Source organism: Mesorhizobium sp. M3A.F.Ca.ET.080.04.2.1, assembly GCF_003952525.1.
In the GTDB taxonomy this organism is placed as follows: Bacteria; Pseudomonadota; Alphaproteobacteria; order Rhizobiales; family Rhizobiaceae; genus Mesorhizobium.
The window spans coordinates 2,070,723-2,088,804 of the sequence record NZ_CP034451.1; the positions used below are offsets into that span (position 1 = coordinate 2,070,723).

9 protein-coding genes and 1 pseudogene are annotated in these 18,082 nt (G+C 63.3%); 4 read left to right on the plus strand and 6 right to left on the minus strand.

What is annotated here, in order from left to right:
* Positions 1-4: 4 nt before the first annotated feature.
* On the plus strand, positions 5-2,305 hold the full coding sequence (locus EJ074_RS10005; RefSeq protein WP_129553218.1) for an AGE family epimerase/isomerase: 2,301 nt from the start codon (positions 5-7) through the stop codon (positions 2,303-2,305).
* A gap of 193 nt (positions 2,306-2,498) precedes the next feature.
* Here EJ074_RS10005 and EJ074_RS10010 read toward each other — a convergent pair whose 3' ends face one another.
* The 6 genes and pseudogenes from EJ074_RS10010 to EJ074_RS10030 all read right to left on the minus strand — a co-directional run bounded on the left by EJ074_RS10010 (position 2,499) and on the right by EJ074_RS10030 (position 12,221).
* The gene (locus tag EJ074_RS10010) at positions 2,499-4,232 is read right to left on the minus strand and encodes an SEL1-like repeat protein (protein WP_129553219.1); all 1,734 of its coding nucleotides are present in this window, start codon (positions 4,230-4,232) and stop codon (positions 2,499-2,501) included.
* Position 4,233: 1 nt separating this feature from the next.
* Positions 4,234-5,640, minus strand: coding sequence for an HlyD family type I secretion periplasmic adaptor subunit (locus tag EJ074_RS10015; RefSeq protein WP_129553220.1), 1,407 nt, complete (start codon positions 5,638-5,640; stop codon positions 4,234-4,236).
* 13 nt (positions 5,641-5,653) lie between these two features.
* Positions 5,654-7,957: a peptidase domain-containing ABC transporter gene (locus EJ074_RS10020; RefSeq protein WP_245454819.1), complete on the minus strand. Its 2,304-nt coding sequence runs from the start codon at positions 7,955-7,957 to the stop codon at positions 5,654-5,656.
* A gap of 192 nt (positions 7,958-8,149) precedes the next feature.
* On the minus strand, positions 8,150-8,329 hold the full coding sequence (locus EJ074_RS30150; RefSeq protein WP_165349787.1) for a hypothetical protein: 180 nt from the start codon (positions 8,327-8,329) through the stop codon (positions 8,150-8,152).
* Positions 8,330-11,329: 3,000 nt separating this feature from the next.
* Positions 11,330-11,821, minus strand: a pseudogene (locus tag EJ074_RS30155) (DUF4347 domain-containing protein); the annotation flags it as partial.
* An 85-nt stretch (positions 11,822-11,906) separates the two neighbouring features.
* Complete coding sequence (locus EJ074_RS10030) at positions 11,907-12,221, minus strand: hypothetical protein (RefSeq protein WP_129553221.1); 315 nt, start codon at positions 12,219-12,221, stop codon at positions 11,907-11,909.
* Between the two features lie 1,166 nt (positions 12,222-13,387).
* Between EJ074_RS10030 and EJ074_RS10035 the strand changes: the two genes are divergently transcribed.
* The 3 genes from EJ074_RS10035 (at position 13,388) to EJ074_RS10045 (ending at position 18,031) form a co-directional block, all read left to right on the plus strand.
* A complete protein-coding gene (locus EJ074_RS10035) occupies positions 13,388-16,180 on the plus strand; it encodes a glycosyltransferase family 25 protein (protein WP_129553222.1) in 2,793 nt (930 codons plus the stop codon).
* 97 nt (positions 16,181-16,277) lie between these two features.
* Positions 16,278-17,000 (plus strand): hypothetical protein, encoded by a 723-nt coding sequence (locus EJ074_RS10040; RefSeq protein WP_129553223.1) that lies wholly within the window; start codon positions 16,278-16,280, stop codon positions 16,998-17,000.
* 242 nt (positions 17,001-17,242) lie between these two features.
* The gene (locus EJ074_RS10045) at positions 17,243-18,031 is read left to right on the plus strand and encodes a hypothetical protein (RefSeq protein WP_129553224.1); all 789 of its coding nucleotides are present in this window, start codon (positions 17,243-17,245) and stop codon (positions 18,029-18,031) included.
* Positions 18,032-18,082 lie beyond the last annotated feature (51 nt).

The window sequence follows — 18,082 nt, forward strand, 5'->3', positions numbered from 1 at the left end:
GACCATGCCGGACCGGATCGTAAGTTTCGTCATGAGCGGAGGCGTCGGCTCACGGCTGTGGCCCCTCTCGCGCGAGGACAATCCCAAGCAGTTCCACGACCTCTCGGGCGACGGCTCGATGCTGACCAAGACGGTGCGGCGGCTCAAGGCCCGGCCGGCCGGCGAGACGCCCGTCTATCTGATCGCATCCGAGCGACATGCCGAACGCGTCCTCTCCGACATATCCCCGCTCGGCCTGAACGGCGGCAGGCCGATCTTCGAGCCGGTCGGGCGCAACACCGCCGCGGCGGTTGCGATAGCCACGCTGCAGACCATCGCCGAACATGGCGGCGACGCCCTTGTGCTGGTGGTCCCGTCCGATCACGAGATATCGACCGAGGCGCAATTCTGGCAGACCGTCGAGGCGGGCAGTCCCGCCGCCCAATCCGGAAGCATCGTCGTGTTCGGCATCCAGCCGACCCATCCCGAGACCGGATACGGCTACATCGAGGTTGCGGCGAAGGGCGACGGCGTGGCCGCAGTGTCGCGCTTCGTCGAAAAGCCCGACGCCGAGACGGCGCAAAAATATGTCTCTTCGGGACGGTTCTACTGGAACGCCGGCATCTTCCTGTTCCGCGCCGAGACGATGAGGCAAGCATTTCTGGAGTTCCAGCCGCAGATCTGGGAGACGGCCGAGCGGGCCTACAAGGCCGCGCGTGTCGAGGTCTCGGGCATCTATCTGCCGCTGAGCTTCTATTCGGCCATCCCCTCGATATCGATCGACTATGCGGTCATGGAGCAGGCGCGCGGCATCGCGATGGCGACCGCTTCATTCCGCTGGAACGACCTAGGATCTTGGCAATCGCTGCTCGAGGCGAGTCCGGCCGACGACGACGGCAATGTCGTCATGGGCGACGTCGTCGCCATGGATTGTACCGGTTCCTACCTCAGAAGTCAGGGAAGGCTATTGACCGTCATCGGCATGAAGGATGTGGCGGTGGTGGCGACAACCGATGCCGTCTTCGTCGCTCCCGTCAGCCACAGCCAGAACGTCAAGAAAGTCGTCGAGCAGTTGGAGAAGAGCGGGCGATTGGAGACCAAGTTCACGCCGTCGGAAGACCGCGTGATCGTCAGCGGATCCTGGCGCAAGCGCGTCGAGCACTGGCTCTTCGACGAGACCCTGCCACTATGGTCCACCGCGGGTGTCGACGATGTCCATGGCGGCTTCCACGAAGCTCTCGGCTTCGATGCAAGACCGTTGGGCAAACCCAAGCGGATGCGCACGATGGCGCGGCAGATCTACGCCTTTGCCGTGGCCAAGGAACGCGGCTGGACCGGACCGGCCGACAGGCTCATCGACCACGGCATCAGCTTCATCGCCAAACATGGCCGCACCGAGCGCGGCGGGTGGGTGCGCACGCTTCAACCCAATGGCAGCGTGGCTGACCCGGCGGAGGACGCCTATGACCATTCCTGCGTGCTGCTGGCGCTTGCCCATGCGCATCGATGCGGCCACCAGGATGCCTTGCGGCTGGCGCAGGAGACATTCCATTTCATCGACAACCATCTGGAGGACAACAGCCTGAACGGCTTCCTCGAGTCCCCCGGGTGGAAAGGGGCGCGTTTCTCGAACCCGCATATGCATATGCTGGAGTCCTTTCTTGCCTGGCATGACGTCACCGGCGACCGCGCCTATCTGCGCCGCGCCGCGCGCGTCATCGATCTCTTCCGGTGCCATTTCTTCGATCCGGAAAGCTGGACGCTCGGCGAACGTTTCGACGGCGATTGGCAGCCCTTGCCGGGAGACGATGGCCAGTGGACCGAGCCGGGGCACCATTTCGAATGGGCCTCCCTGCTCGTCGACTTCGCCAAGGCGAGCGGACAGAAGGACCTGGCGGCCTATGCAAGGAAGCTCTATTCCTCGGCGGTCGCCAGCGGGTTGAACCGCGCCACGGGCCTGGCCTACGCGGCCGTGTCGCGGACCGGAATCCCCCTCGACCGGGTCTCTCGAAGCTGGCCGCAATGCGAGGCCGTGAAGGCGGCCGCCGCCCTGGACGGTATCGGCGGACCGGATCTGAAGCCGGAGATCGAGGCCCGCGTCGCCCGCCTCTTCAGATGGCACATCGATCCGGCGCCGCTTGGCCTGTGGATCGACAGGATCGACGAGCGCGGACGGTCGGTGGCGAGCGAAGTTCCTGCCAGCATCTTCTACCACCTTGTGACCGCGCTCATGCAGTATCTGGACAAGACCGGAGGACAGGTCGAGCCCTTCCCGCGGCCAGCTTCAGAACCGGACAAGCCGGCTGCCAGGCGCGTCTCTGCCTAAAGCACCTCGCGCTGAACGGCTCCAGGCGACGCGCTTTAAGTCTTTGTTTTCTGCATGTCGCGCAAACCGCTGCACGCTTTTGCGAACCGCCCCTCGACGCGTCGTAAGCGCGGCGGGTTCCCCTGCGCACGGCACGGCATGAGTGCCGGGCAGGGCAATCCGCCGGGGACCTTTTTTGCCGAAATGACGGCGCTCAGACCGTGGCAGGTTCCCGAAGCTCGTCCAAGGCCTCTTGAACACCCTGCGCCGCCGCCCGTTCAAGCCAGACGCGGCCTGCCGCAGGGTCGCGCTCTCCGGCGAGGCCCTCGGACAAGTAGCGTCCTAGCATCAGCTGCGCATGGCCATGCCCCCGCTCGGCCGCGGCGGTAAACCATTTCTGGGCAGTTGCAGGGTCACGTGAAAGACCCTTGCCGCTCTCGTACAGCGCGCCGATCGCAAACATCGCCCCGGCGTGGCCGGCCGCGGCGGCCCGCTTGAAAAGTTGCGCCGCAGCCACGGGCATGGATTCGCCGCCGCGCCCGTTGAGAAGCATTTCGGCGAGCGCCAGCTGCGCGTCGACCATGCCGCCATTGGCCGCTCGCTCGAACCAGAGCCGGGCCTGCTTCTGGTCGGCGGTCATGCCGCGTCCATTTTGAAGCATGCGCGCATACATATATTGCGCCTCGGCCACGCCTTCGGCAGCGCGCCCCATCCATCGTGCCGCCTGCTCCTCGTCTTTTTGGACACCGATGCCCTCGGCGAAGCAGAGCCCAAGATTGAACGCTGCAATCAGGTCGCCCGACGAGGCGGTAGCCTCGAACCATCCGGCGACGCTGCTGCGGTCGGTGGGCTCGCCTGCCCCCAATAGCACCAGGTTGGCAAGGTCGACCTGCGCCTGTTGATTTCCGCCGTTCGCGGACACGCGCAGCCAGCGTGCCCCCTCATCGGCATCCTGAGCGACCCCGTTCCCGGAGAGGTAAAGCGAGGCCAAGGCACGTGCGGCCGGCTGGTGACCTCCCTCGGCCGCCCGCCGGTACCACGTCGCGGCCTCGGCGTAGTCCGGACGCGGGCTCTTCACATGCCGCTCGCCGATCCGATAAGCCGCATCGAGATTTCCCGCCAGGGCGGCGCGGCGCATCCAGGCCTCGCCGGCAACGGGATCCTTGTCCGTCAGGCTGCCGTCGATCAGCGCGTGCCCCAGCCGCAGTTGAGCGGATGCAAGGCCCTTCTCCGCGGCCAGCTGGTAGAATTGCGCGGCTGCCTCGAGATCAACGGCCACACCCATCCCGTGCTCGGTGAGGACCGCAAGAAGGTAGATCGCCGTCGGCAGCCCGGCATCGGCGGCGCGCCGCACCTCGGCGGCAATCCTGCTCCTATGCTCCGGCTGCCGCAGCCGGACCAGGGAAAGGGCAAGACCAAGGCATCCTTCCGGACAACCGGCGGCCGCGGACTTCTCATACCAACCATGCGCGGCATCGAGATCGCGCATCGCTTTGGGGCCCCTGCTCAGGATATAGCCAAGTACCGCCTGTCCTGCAGCGGAGCCGGCTTCGGCGGCCTTGGTTGCCAGGTCGAGCGCCGCTGCCCAGTCCGGCTCTCGAGAAACATCCCGTTCGAACAGGGTCGCCGAAGCGGCGCCGTTCCCGTCGCCCTCCCGGCTTGCCAGTCCGGCCGCGTAAAGGGCGGCGAGGAGCGATTGCGCGTCGGAGTTGCCGCGATCGGCCGCTCGCCGCAGCCAGCGCGCACCTTCTGACCGGCTGGGCGGAACGCCCAAACCTTCGAGATAGCATCGAGCAACCCGATACTCAGCCTCCGCGATTCCGGCACGCGCCGCAATTGCCATGAGCGGGAAGGCCTCGGCGGGCTTGCCGTCGCCGGAGAGCTGGATCGCCCGGCGCAATGCAAGCGTTGGACGAGCATAGCCGGTCAGTCGGTCCAGCATCGCCATGCTATGGCTCCCGCATCGCTTCCTGGCCTATCGGAAGCATGGCGCCGAGAATGTATTTGAGCACGGTCCTGCGGCCCACCTTCACGTCCGCGGTGACCGGCATGCCGGGGCTGATCGCAAAGCCGGGGGGCACGCCATGCAGGGCGACATCGTCGATGGAAATCTGCGTGCGATAGAACAGGTCTGCATCCGCGGGCAGCATGGCCAACGAGCTGTTTGGATCGCGCGCCTGCTCCCGAGCGGAGAAGGAGTCCGGGCTGACCATGCGGACAGTTCCGTGCGCCAGGCCGTATTGCGAATAGGCGAAGGTGTCGAACTTGATGGCCACGGGATCGCCGACATGAACGAAGCCGCTGCTGCGGCCGACAATGTTCGTCTCGACCTCGAGCACCGCGTCGGCCGGAACAAGGGTGATCAGGCGCTCCCCGGACTGCAGGACCGAGCCGACCGAGACTTTGGCGACCGACTGAACGGTGGCATCGGCCTCGCTCTTCAGCTCCACCAGCTGTTTGCGCAGCTTCGCCTTGTTGAGAAGCTCGCGGGCGTCGGACACGCGAGAATTGGCATCCGAAAGGCTCTGCGAGACCTCGGCACGCCAACTCTGAATGTAGGCGTCACGCTCCGCTTCAGCCGACGCCCGCTGACGCTTGGCGGCCTCCGTCGTCTGCTCGGCGTTGCTGAGCGCGCGCGCCATCTCAGCCGAATTGTCCTCGGCGAGAAGCGTGTTGAGACGGCTTCCGACCTGTCTTTCCTCGAGTTGCTGACGCATCTTCTCGATCGACGCCGCCACAGCCAGCCTTTGCCGATAACCCTCGGCGTCCGACTGAGAGCGCGAGATGACTGAGCTCAACTCGTCACGCTGCCGGTCGAAGCTTTCCAGCTTGGCATCGAACACTGCCTTGCGACGCTCGAAGATCGAAGCTTGCAACGTCCAGCTCGGATCCAGTCCGTCATAGCTGAAGGGCTTGCCGTCGGCCTCCGCCTTCAGGCGCGCCACCTCGGCTTCGAGCGTCGCCACCTGGGTCGCCAGCGACGCGAGGTCGGCCGAGGCGAAGGTGGCGTCGAGGCGAGCCAGCACTTGGCCGGCCTTGACGCGCTGGCCTTCGCGCACCTCGATCGAACGGACGATCGCTGTCTCCAATGGCTGGACGATGATGTTGGGCGATTGCGACACGACCATGCCCCGGGTCGTGACAACCTGGTCTACCGGTATCAGCGCCGCGAGCGCGATCAATGCGACGACCAGGCTAGTGATGATCCAGACGATGCTGCGCGCCACCAGCGGAATGGGTGCATTGGCGACCGCTGTCGACGGCCACTGGAACTCGAGGATGGCCGGCGCGGTCGGATCGCTGGCCTGCGACAGCCGGCGGCGGGCAGGAAGGGTGGGATAGGTCGCGCTGCTCATGGCCGGCCGACCCTCAAACGAGCCGGGGCGGCACGGCCGCCAGGCGGCCATGGCGCCCGTCAAGATGCCGGTTCTGCTGCATCCACAGCTGCCGGTAGAGCCCGCACCGCTCCAGCAGGACGGGATGCGGCGCGACATCGAGCACCTTGCCCTGTTCCATGACCAGGATCTGGTCGCACTCGGTTAGCGAGGCGAGCCGGTGCGAAACGATGATCATGGTGCGGCCGCTGGCGATGCGCATGAGATTGGCGCTGACCACCGCTTCGCTCTCCGGGTCGAGCGCGCTCGTCGCCTCGTCGAGGATGAGGATGGTCGGATCGTGGATCAGCGCGCGGGCGATGGCCAGCCGCTGCTTCTGGCCGCCCGAGAGGTTGGGCGATCCTTCCTCGATATAGGTGTCATAGCCGTTCGGCATGCGTTCGATGAACTCGGCCGCGCCGGCAAGGTGAGCGGCACGCATGGCGTCCGAAAGCGTCAGGCCGGGACGTCCGGCGATGATGTTGTCCCTGATCGAGCCGCGGAACAGAAAATTGTCCTGAAGGACAACACCCAGACCTTGGCGAAGGTGGCGAAGGTTGATTTCCTTGAGATCGACCCCGTCAAGCTTGAGGAAACCGCTGTAGTCGCGATTGATGCCCTGCAGGAGGCGCGCAATCGTCGACTTTCCGGATCCGCTGCGCCCGACGATGCCGAACATCGTGCCAGCCGGAACCTCGAAGCTGACGCGGTCGAGCGCCGGCGTCTTGGTGCCGATGTAGCTGAAAGTCAGATCGCTGAACTTGATTTCGCCGACGAGCTTTGGCCGCAGGCCGGCAGAATTGGAACTGCTTTCCAGCGGGCGGTTCAGAACCGACGCTGCCTCGCCGATCGCGGCGCCGACCTCCTCGTAATCCTCGACCAGCCGAGCCAGGCCGACCAGCGGCTGCGCGACACGTTGCGCGATCATCATGAAGGCGAACAGGCTGCCGACCATATAGCCCGACCGGTCGCTCATCGCGAGATAGGCGCCGATCAGCATGGTGCCGAGAACCATGACGCGCTCTATCGGCGTGACGAGGGTTTGCGGCCAATTGGACAGTTGCCCGAAGGCGAGACGCGCCTTGCCTGCGTCGGCCACCCGTTCGTCCCAAAGCGCCTTGCGTTGCGGTTCGAGGCCGAGCGCCTTCACGGTCTTGATGCCGACGACGGTCTCGCCGAGCGCAGCCGCCTTCCAGGTCTCGGCGTCGACCACGTCCTGGTAGCCCCGGCGCAGCGGCGGTAGAAAGGCAAAGATGATCAGCATGATCACGACCGCGCAGGCAAGCACCATCCAGGCGAGCGTGGCGTTGATGTAGAATATGACCGGGATCAGCACGGCGAGCGTGATCAGGTCCAGGAACGTGCTGAGGAGCTTGCCGGTGAGGAACTCGCGGATGCGATAGACCTGCGCCAGGTGGTACATGGTCTCGCCGGCCGGATGTCGCTCGAAATAGTCGAGCGGCAGGCGTAGCAGCCTGCTGAAAACATGCAGGTTCAGCTTGGTGTCGAGGCGCGCGCCGACGACGTTGATGATCAGCCGTCGGGCGTGGCCGAGCAGCGTCTCGTAGATGAAGACGACGGCGATGACGGCGGAGAGCAACACCAGGGTCGAGACACTGCTGAACTGCAGCACCTTGTTGACGACCGTCATGACGATCAGCGGGGGCAGGATGGTCAGGATGCTGAGCGTGAACGAGGCGATGCCGATGTCGCGGAGCGGCCGGCCCTCGAGCCGCACCAGATCGACCAGCCAGCGGAAGGTGAAGGGTGCGTCGGCGGCTATATAGGACCGCGCCGCCCGCAACAGGACCGCTTCGCCCGACCACACCTGCAAAAGCCGGAGCTCGTCGATGGGGACCGCCTCCGCATCGTCGGGCGTATCGACGCTCTTGAGGAAAACGACGTTGCGTTCGGCGCTGGCGCCGGTCAGCAGGGCAGCGCCGCCATCATTGAACAGCAGGACGACCGGCCCGGCATGCTCGAAGCGCTGGAGATGCGACCAGCGGACGCGGAGCGCGCGCGACCACATGCCGGCATTCTGAGCCCATTGCGAAAGATCGGCGGCGCTTGGAACAGCGCCCCCGCTCGCCGCCCTGAATTCGTTCGGATCGAGTTCGACACCGTGATAGCGGGCGACCTGAAGCATCGCCTTGAGGCGCGGCCCCATGCGGTCGAACTCGGCTGGCCCGCCAGGAATCCGCCCGGCGCCGGTCTCGCTTCCAAGCTGGCCGGCCGTATCCGCCTGCGCTTCTGGCTGGTTGCGGGCCGGGTCCGCCTGTGGGCTCAGATGTACGCTCACCGTGCACTCCCCCTGCAACCTACAAGCGAGAGTTCGAGGATGCTCCGGTCACACCGCCTCAGCCGGGGTTTCCGGCAAGAGCCATCATAGTCCGAACAGGCCCGCGATACGACCCCTTTGCCTGCAAACAGGACGTGAGCACGCGGGCCCTGCGTTTCCGCAAGGCCCGCGCGCATTGTTTTAGACCAACACTCATTCATTCGGCTTCAGAATATCCTTCAGAGCCTTCTTCAGCGTGTCGTCGGTCTGGCCATATCCAGCACCCTGCTTGCCCTTGTCCGAAGTCAGGTCGGATGTCGCGCCGGATGACTTGTTCTGGTTCTGGCCAAAGCCCTTGATCGTATTGAGGACGTTCAAGAGATCGGTCGTCACGGAGCCGACAGCCTGGCTGACGAGGTTCCCGAACGAGGCGGAACCGCTGCTGTCGCCGCCGTCCGCATCGGACTGCAGGAACTGCTTGGTGTCCGTCAGCCCCAGCGTGCTGGCAGTGACATTGGCGTTGCCACTATTGCCAGGCGCGCCGTCGTTGTCGGAGCCGTCATTGCCGTGACCCTTGCCCGGGTTGCTGCTGTCGCTGCCGTCCGGATCGTTGCCGCCACCGTTGTTGGGATGATCCTCACTATGACCTGTCCCACCGCCGCCGCCGGTCGGTCCGGTCGCACCCGTCGGACCAGGCGCGCCAGTCGCGCCGGTTGCCCCGGTTCCGCCTGTCGCACCGGTAGAGCCGGTGGCCCCGGTATCTCCGGTCGCGCCGGTGGAACCCGTGGCGCCAGTCGAGCCGGTGGCACCTGTCGCTCCGGTCGCACCCGTGGCTCCAGTCGAGCCTGTGGCTCCGGTGGCCCCGGTATCTCCGGTCGCTCCAGTTGCCCCTGTCGAGCCAGTAGCTCCAGTTGCACCCGTGGCTCCAGTCGAACCTGTTGCACCCGTAGCTCCGGTAGCACCTGTGGCTCCAGTAGCTCCAGTTGCACCCGTGGCTCCGGTTGCACCCGTGGCTCCGGTCGCTCCAGTGGCCCCAGTCGAGCCTGTGGCTCCCGTGGCTCCAGTCGAGCCTGTTGCTCCGGTGGCACCTGTGGCTCCAGTTGCACCCGTGGCTCCGGTGGCCCCAGTCGAGCCTGTGGCTCCCGTGGCTCCAGTCGAGCCTGTTGCTCCGGTCGAGCCGGTCGCTCCGGTGGCACCTGTCGCACCCGTTGCACCTGTGGCCCCCGTTGAGCCAGTCGCTCCTGTTGCTCCAGTGGCCCCAGTCGAGCCTGTTGCTCCGGTCGAGCCGGTCGCTCCGGTGGCACCTGTCGCACCCGTTGCACCTGTGGCCCCCGTTGAGCCAGTCGCTCCTGTTGCTCCAGTCGAGCCCGTAGCCCCGGTTGCTCCGGTGGAACCAGTCGCACCGGTAGCACCAGTCGCGCCTGTCGAGCCTGTCGCTCCGGTCGCACCAGTTGCACCTGTGGCCCCAGTTGAGCCGGTTGCGCCAGTCGCTCCGGTTGCTCCAGTCGAGCCCGTAGCCCCGGTTGCTCCGGTCGAACCAGTCGCACCAGTCGCGCCTGTCGCTCCCGTCGACCCAGTTGCTCCAGTCGCGCCAGTCGAGCCTGTAGCACCTGTCGCACCGGTCGACCCTGTCGCTCCGGTAGCTCCCGTCGCACCAGTTGCACCTGTGGCCCCAGTTGAGCCGGTTGCGCCAGTCGCTCCGGTCGACCCAGTTGCTCCAGTCGCGCCGGTCGAGCCTGTCGCTCCGGTCGCGCCAGTCGAGCCCGTAGCACCTGTCGCACCGGTCGACCCTGTCGCTCCGGTAGCTCCCGTCGCACCAGTTGCACCTGTGGCCCCAGTCGAGCCTGTTGCTCCGGTCGAGCCAGTCGCTCCTGTGGCTCCGGTCGACCCAGTTGCTCCAGTCGCGCCGGTCGAGCCTGTCGCTCCAGTAGAGCCAGTCGCACCAGTAGCTCCGGTTGCTCCAGTTGAGCCCGTAGCCCCGGTTGCTCCGGTGGAACCAGTCGCACCTGTCTGCCCGGTTGCTCCAGTCGACCCTGTCGCTCCGGTCGAGCCGGTTGCTCCAGTCGCTCCAGTTGCTCCGGTCGATCCGGTTGCTCCGGTCGCACCAGTCGATCCGGTTGCTCCGGTCGCACCAGTCGCTCCGGTTGCACCTGTCGCGCCGGTTGCTCCGGTAGAACCAGTAGCGCCCGTCGAGCCAGTAGCACCCGTCGCACCGGTCGAGCCTGTGGCTCCGGTTGCGCCGGTGTCGCCAGTGGCACCTGTGGCTCCGGTCGAGCCAGTCGCACCCGTGGCGCCAGTTGAGCCGGTTGCACCCGTTGCGCCAGTCGCTCCCGTCGCACCCGTGTCGCCTGTGGCACCAGTGGCACCTGTAGCTCCGGTCGAGCCTGTGGCTCCAGTTGCGCCGGTGTCGCCAGTGGCACCTGTGGCTCCGGTCGAGCCAGTCGCACCCGTGGCGCCAGTTGAGCCGGTTGCACCCGTTGCGCCAGTCGCGCCCGTGTCGCCAGTGGCACCTGTAGCTCCGGTCGAGCCTGTGGCTCCGGTTGCGCCGGTGTCGCCAGTGGCTCCGGTCGAGCCGGTCGCACCCGTGGCGCCAGTATCGCCCGTCGCGCCGGTAGCACCGGTCGAGCCCGTGGCTCCTGTTGCACCCGTTGCACCTGTGTCACCTGTCGCACCGGTCGAGCCTGTGGCCCCGGTTGCACCGGTGTCGCCAGTCGCACCCGTGGCTCCGGTATCGCCCGTCGCGCCTGTCGCGCCCGTGGCGCCGGTATCGCCCGTCGCACCGGTCGAGCCTGTGGCCCCGGTTGCACCGGTGTCGCCAGTCGCACCCGTGGCTCCGGTATCGCCCGTCGCGCCTGTCGCGCCCGTGGCGCCGGTATCGCCCGTCGCACCGGTTGCCCCGGTATCGCCTGTCGCGCCCGTAGCCCCGGTCGCGCCCGTAGCCCCGGTTGCGCCCGTGGCGCCGGTCGCACCTGCCGGGCCTGTCGGACCCACGGTGCCTGAACTCGCAATACTTAAGAGGCCACCAGTAAAGTGATTGCCATTGTTGCCGGGAGCGCCGACGTTGTTGATCGGCGCAGTAACAAATTGATAACCTGGTTGATCGCCAGGAGTACCGGGGTCAGTGTCGGTGACAAAATTAAGCGAACCGTATAGATGGAAGCCCGCGTCGTAGATCAGATAGTTATGTCCAATTTCTGGAACTGTTACCGTTATCGAAAAATTTGGCACCGCAGCGTTGGCTGCTGATGGCAACTGAAAGCTGCCAACAACCGTGTCATCTGTTGTAATTACCGTACCATCTGTATCGACCAAATAGTAAGTATTGATGTTATTGCTTGAACCCGGGTCGATCGTTCCAGTGAGCGTTAGGTCGCCCGCCACAAGGACTCCCGCGTAATTTGCCACACCTTCCGGGCTCAGCGGCGGCAACGTCTTGGACGAACCAACGGCAATATCCCATGCTCCGCCAAGGGCGGCCGCGCCGACCAGCGACGTCGAGGCACAAACGTCCGCGCCAACGGCCTCTTCCAGCGTCGCCATGAACCGTTCGCCGGCATCGCCGAACGCTGTTTGGCAGCTCCACAGCCGAAGCTCGCCATTTGCTGCGAGCGCCCTGCCGATGGCGGCGAAATCATCAGCCGCATCCTGCAATTTTTCGACTGACCATTCTCCCGCGGTGAACACGACCCGCCCAGGCGCGCCGTGCGCCATGATGTGGACCGCACCCAGGCCTTCGTGGCCTTCAAGGGTAGCGGCGACCTGCTGCGCGGCCGGTCGGCGGCCGTCGAGCATGACAGCCCGGACTTCCGGCCTCAGATTGCCGAGAATGGTTTGCAGGTCGGAGACCGAAGGATCCAGAAAGAGAATTTCAGAGACGCGGGCCATAACTGGCTCCTGTTGGCTTTGAATTCAATTCAAGGGGAAACCGCTCACCGACCTGACCGGCGAGCGACGGGAACAAGCAGCGGCGTCATCTTCCGGGCGCCCCGACGGCACCATCGGGATGTTGAACCGCAGGGATCTCCACCCGCAGGAAGCTCGCGACCTGGAAATTGCCGCCATCGTCAAACGTGCCGATCGCCAATGAGCCGGCGGTGCTTGGGACCTTGACGGTGAGCGCGACGGCGAGGCTTCGCTTGACGGCCTTGGGAAGAATGACCTGACCGACGATCGAGTTCTTGGCGGTGTCGAGCACGAAATAGGTTACGTTCTCGGTCGAGTCGCCTATGGGCAGGACGCCTCGGACGGTGACTTCCATGACCGCAAAGCTCGCTGTGTAGCTCATTATATCCTCCTCGATCCGTTGCGACTTGCGCCGCCGCTTTTCTTTCGTCCTTTGGGTTTCAGTCCGTGCGGAGCGCCCGCCGCCCGCCCGGGCGGGCCACGTTGGCGAGAGCCGAAAAAGTTCCAAGTTCATGAAAGCGCCGCAGCTTCCGAGACGAGCGCATGGCAGTCGCTGGTGAACTCTTGAGGGCGGCGAGCTTTGGGCGGGGCGGAGACAGAGCGAGACGGGAAGCCGCGCCAGCGCGACACCGTTTGGTGGGCGATATCACTCGAACCACTGTCAACTCCATCACGCGTGTCGCGATTTTCTCGACGACGACTGCGAGAGGGAACCGACTACTGGCGATGGAACATCAATGGGGAGACGGCCGGCCGTGGATCACAGGCTGAAGTTGACCCGACGATACGCTTGCACGCCTAAAGCAGTGCGCCTTCACGCATGAAGGGCTTGCTCCCGGATACTCCTACTAGCTCAGCAGACATACGCGAAACGGCGGTCCTTTCGCTCGATCCGCGGATACCCTCCCGTTACATTAGACATTAGTAAATTCGAAATTTATAACCTTGTAAATGGTTTAGTTTACAACTTATGAATAGCAGAACTGCGATGCACTATGGGCCCGGTCGGAAGGACGTTGAAAATCCGAGGCTTAGACCGGTGCCGCTAGTCGAGAAAAAATTGCTTGCGGCCAGGTCCTGGCCTGCCTGGCAGCGTCTCGATTTGTTCGGGGAGGTCCGGCCGGCTCTTGCCGTTGCGAAAAGGCTGGCTCACCATAGGCGAAGGCGGCGTGGTAGCGGGCGACCTGAAACCGCCCGAAAGAGCGCAACTTGCCAGATAGAACCCGCGAGTTTTGCCACAAGGCCTGGCAATGATCGCGCGGGGGCATGCATAGAGCGTAAACTCGGATGAATACTCATCTAAAAGGATTGCTGTCGCAGATGGCAGAGCGGTGCAAATATGATTGTCTCAGCTCGCGGTCATCCGAGGGGCGACAGTCAAAAACATGACAAGCGGCAAACATCTTTGCCTCAAATGATCGTCGATTTTGAAACGGCAAATTGCAGGTGCTGGTTCGCAGCGCCTGGTGTGCGCGGCGGGCCGCAAGCACCCCCTTTTCACCATTTCGAACAGGCGTGCAAGAAACGTCGCCGCGCTGAAGGATTGGCATGAGCACCATCGGCCTGTGCATGATCGTCAAGAACGAGACGAAAGTCATCGAGCAATGCCTGACCAGCGTCCTGCCGCTTGTCGACTATATTCTCATCGTCGACACGGGTTCCACGGACGGCACACAAGACCTCATCCGCGGCTTTCTCACCGCACACAACGTCGCCGGTGCCGTCATCGACGAGCCTTGGCGGGACTTTGCATACAACCGCAGCTTCGCCCTCGAGAGACTGCGCGAGGTCGAGACTGTCGATTATGCGATGATCATCGATGCCGACGATGTGCTGATCCAGGATCCCGACTTCGAGCCGACCGTCTTCAAATCGCGGATGGAACACGATTTGTACGACGTCGAGGTGTCTCATGGCGGCATTTCGTTCTATCGCCCGCAGATCTGCCGCAACCGACTGCCTTTCTCCTTCAAGGGCGTGCTGCACGAATATCTCGAGGCTCCTCCAGGCGCCATCACGAGACAGAATGCCGAGGGGTTCCGCATTGCGACAGGACGCGGCGGAGCGCGCAGTCAGAACCCGCGAAAATACCAGGACGATGCGGCCGTGCTGGAGAATGCGCTTACAACCGAGACCGACCCGTTCCTGATCTCGCGCTACACCTTCTATCTCGCGCAGAGCTACCGAGATTGCGGTGAACGTGAAAAGGCGCTGCAACATTATCTGAAGCGCGCCGAACTTGGGTTTTGGAGCGAGGAGATCTATGTAAGCCTGCTCGAGGCCGGCAACCTCATGGCGGCCCTCGGGCGGGACTTCGAAGAGGTCGTCGCGGTTTACGAGCGTGCGACCCAGACCGTACCCACTCGCGGGGAAGCTCTGCACGCAGCGAGCAACTATTGCCGCAACCAAGGCCGAAACGCCGAAGGGCAGGAGTTTGCGCGTCGCGGCCTGGACCTCAAGGAGCCAGTCGGCCTGTTCGTTCAGCCTTGGGTATATGACTACGGGCTGCTCGACGAGTTTTCGGTCAACGCATATTGGGCGGGCGCATATCGGGAGTCGCTCGATGCCTGCCTGAAATTGCTGGCCTCTGACAAATTGCCGCCGGACATGGTGAAGCGCGTGGCCGCCAATGCCCGTTTCGCCTCTGACAAGCTCCAGGTCCGCGAGTCACCGGAATTGGGAAGGCTCGGCGCCGAGAGCCTGGTCGAGCAGCACAGGCTGGTTGCGCAGCGTCCGCTGCGCTCGCGGCTAAGGGGCACGCCGCGCGTCCTGGTCGCGATATTGGCCAAACAGAAAGAACCCGCGCTGCCGCTTTACCTGGCATGCATCGAGTCGCTCGACTATCCTAAGGACTCGATCGTCCTCTACATCCGAACAAACAACAACACCGACAGAACCGAGCAGATATTGCGCGAATGGGTGGAGCGCGTCGGCCAACTCTATGCGGCGGTCGAGTTCGACAGTTCGGACGTAGCCGACCGGGTCGAGCAGTTTCGCGAGCACGAATGGAACGAGACGCGTTTCAAGGTGCTTGGCCGGATCCGCAACATCAGCCTGCGCAAGACCCTCGAGCACAATTGCGACTTCTATTTCGTCGTCGACGTCGACAATTTCGTGCGGTCGGCCACGCTGCGAGAGCTGGTCGCGCTCGACTTGCCGATCGTGGCGCCGCTGCTGCGCTCCATCTCGCCGGGCCAATACTATTCGAACTACCACGCCGAGGTCGACGCGAACGGCTACTATGCGAAGTGCGATCAATATGGCTGGGTCCTCAACCGCCATGTGCGCGGCGTCATCGAGATGCCGCTCGTGCACTGCACCTATCTTGTGCGCGCCGACGTGCTGACCGAGCTTACATATGAGGACGGCACATCGCGATATGAATATGTCATCTTTGCCGACAGCGCCCGACGATCCGGCATCGTCCAGTACATGGATAACCGGCAGGTCTACGGCTACATCACCTTCGGCGATCATGAATACTACGTGAGTGGCGGGATCGAACGCGCAGGCGAGCTTTTGCGCAACGCGGGCGACGTCCCCTTGTTGAGCGGCGCCACGGGCTCTGGGCCCGCTCCGATGCTGGCGCGACCTGAGCTGACGGACCCGCCGAAGATACATCTGATCAACCTGGACCGCAGCGCCGAGCGCTGGAACAGGTATCAAAGTCATAATTGGCATCTGATGCACAATACGGTTCGCGTGTCGGCCGTCGATGGCGCTTCCCTGGACAGGGATGCGCTCATCGAGGACGGTATGATCACCGATGACTGTCCCTATCCCCCGGGGACACTGGGATGCGCGCTGTCACATATCAATTTGTGGAAGCGGTCGGTTTCGGAGAACAGGACGATTACCGTCTTTGAAGATGACGTTCGCGCATCGTATCGATTCATGGAGGAGTCCGCCGACATCCTGTCCCGAGCGCCGGCAGGTTGGGACCTGATACAGTGGGGTTATATAATTGATCCCTCGTTCATCTGGCTGGATTTCGGTCTTACGAACGCCAAGCTGGAATTCTACGATCGCCGCTACGCCAACAGAACTGCGTTGTTTCAGTCGGAAAAGTTCCCCAGATCGCTCATCCGCCTGCAGCATTCATTTGGAACGCAGGCCTACACCGTCTCGCCAAGAGGGGCGCGAATCCTTCTCGAGAAGTTGCTGCCGCTGCGAAGCCGCCTTGTCCCATTTCCCGGGACTCCCGTGGTGCTGGACGACACCGGCATCGATTGCGCGATGTGTGGGGCCTATGGCTCGATGCAGGCTTACCTCTGCATGCCGCAACTCGTTGTCCTGGATGACGGGCTGCCTTCAGATCGAACAACTACGGACCACGGTTAGAAAGGAACAGCTAGCACCTGACTGATGCTGTTTCCGCTCCGAGACAGTCTCATACTGCCATTGGACCATATGTAAACTCCGGCGCGAGTGATCTTCCTTGAACCATACATCTACAAACAACGGATTGCGTATACACACAATAATATTTTGTTGGCCAAATAAGGTCGACAACGTCACCCGGATATATCAACAGGCACGCCTTCGGTCTGCAAAAGCTACTGTCATTGACTCTTCTCTGGATCCTATTCCAGAAGGTGTCATCAATGACGATTGGCTGAAGATTGATAGCAGTCATTACTACGGAATGGCCTTCAAAAGAGCTCTTGAATGTTTTGATGGCGATATTCTCTTGCAGATACAGGGAGACGTCCTAGCCGATGATTTTGGTAAGTTGGTCGATTTGTGCTACAAGCGATTCTATAATGACTCGAGTCTGGGAATTTGGTCTCCCGAAATCGACAACACGGCGTTCCCCACGCGAAACGTGGAGATCATGAATACGCGCGATCCACATCTAAAGGTCGTTGCGATGACAGACTGCATCGTATGGGCGCTGACGGTTTCCGTCGTTAGATTCCTGCGCACGCTTGAATATAGCGACAACAATCTTGGCTGGGGAATCGATTGGGCAGCTTGCGCCTACAGCTTCGCGAACAAGCTGTCGGTCATGCGGGATGCGTCAGTTTCCGTAATACACCCTCCTGGCAGTGGTTACGGTCATGAGGAGGCCAGGCGGCAACAAGCCATGTTTTTGTCTCAACTTGGTAGAGCTGAGGCAATCCAGTACGCGCTCCTTTCTCGCCGTGTGTTCGGAAGATAAAAAATTATGAATGCGATCGGATCCAACATTTGCGCTCCTGCATACTCGTCAAGAAATGTACAACCGCGAACCCATCTCAACTGTCAGCAATCATGAGGTGACGTCGGTTGCTGAGAAGGCGAGAATTTACGGGGCTGGTTTTCGTCCTCGCGGCCCTCGCGTCGGTTTCAACAATGGTCAAGCGGCGAAGCAGTAGCACGCAGGGCAATTCCACGGCCCCATCGCCGTCATCTCCCGAAACCGTGCCCTCGACCTCCCTGCTCACCGCCCCGATCGAGCTTGCCGGAGACTGGGGCGGCATGCTGGAGGGTGCTGCCGTTCAGGTGGTCGAGCGCATGCGGCACGCATGCCTCGGCGGCGTCCGCCTCCTCTCCGACCGGCAGCCGGCGCGATTGCGCGTCGAGGAACATACATCCGGCCCACCGGCCATCTGGCTGCATCGCGACGGCAGCAGCATGGCCTGGATCATCGTCGACATCGGCGAGCGGGACTGGTCGAAGCTCGCCTACCAGTTCGGGCATGAACTCGGCCATGTGTTTGCCAACAGCTGGCAGGCCGATGCCAAACCTGCCCCGCCCTGCCAATGGCTCGAGGAAGCCATGGTCGAAGCCTTCTCGCTGCGCGGATTGGGGCGCCTGGCGAAGGAGTGGAAAAAGAACCCGCCCTTCGCAGGCGACAACGCCTTCGGCGACGCCATTGGCAAGTATCGCGAGAACATCATCAAAGGCTACGCCGCTTTGGCGGACGCCCAGGGGCTTACCCAGGATCCAGCCCTTTGGTTCGCCAATCACCAAAGCGAAATCGAGGTTCCGAACCTCAATCCATTCGCAAAAGCCATGTCCCTCAACATCCTGGCGGAATACGAACGGGTGCCGGATTGCGTCGAGGCGCTGGGCGCGCTCAATCGCTGGCCGGGGCGCAGCGGAATTCCGATCGCCGACTATCTGTCGCAATGGGCAAAAAGCTGTGCCGATTTGCAGGCTTCACCGCGACTGCCGGAGCACTTGCGCGACATGCTGCATATTGCTTAGCAGATCCCCCGCTCGATCGCCCAGGCGCCCCGGCTCACATGCGAACCGAAG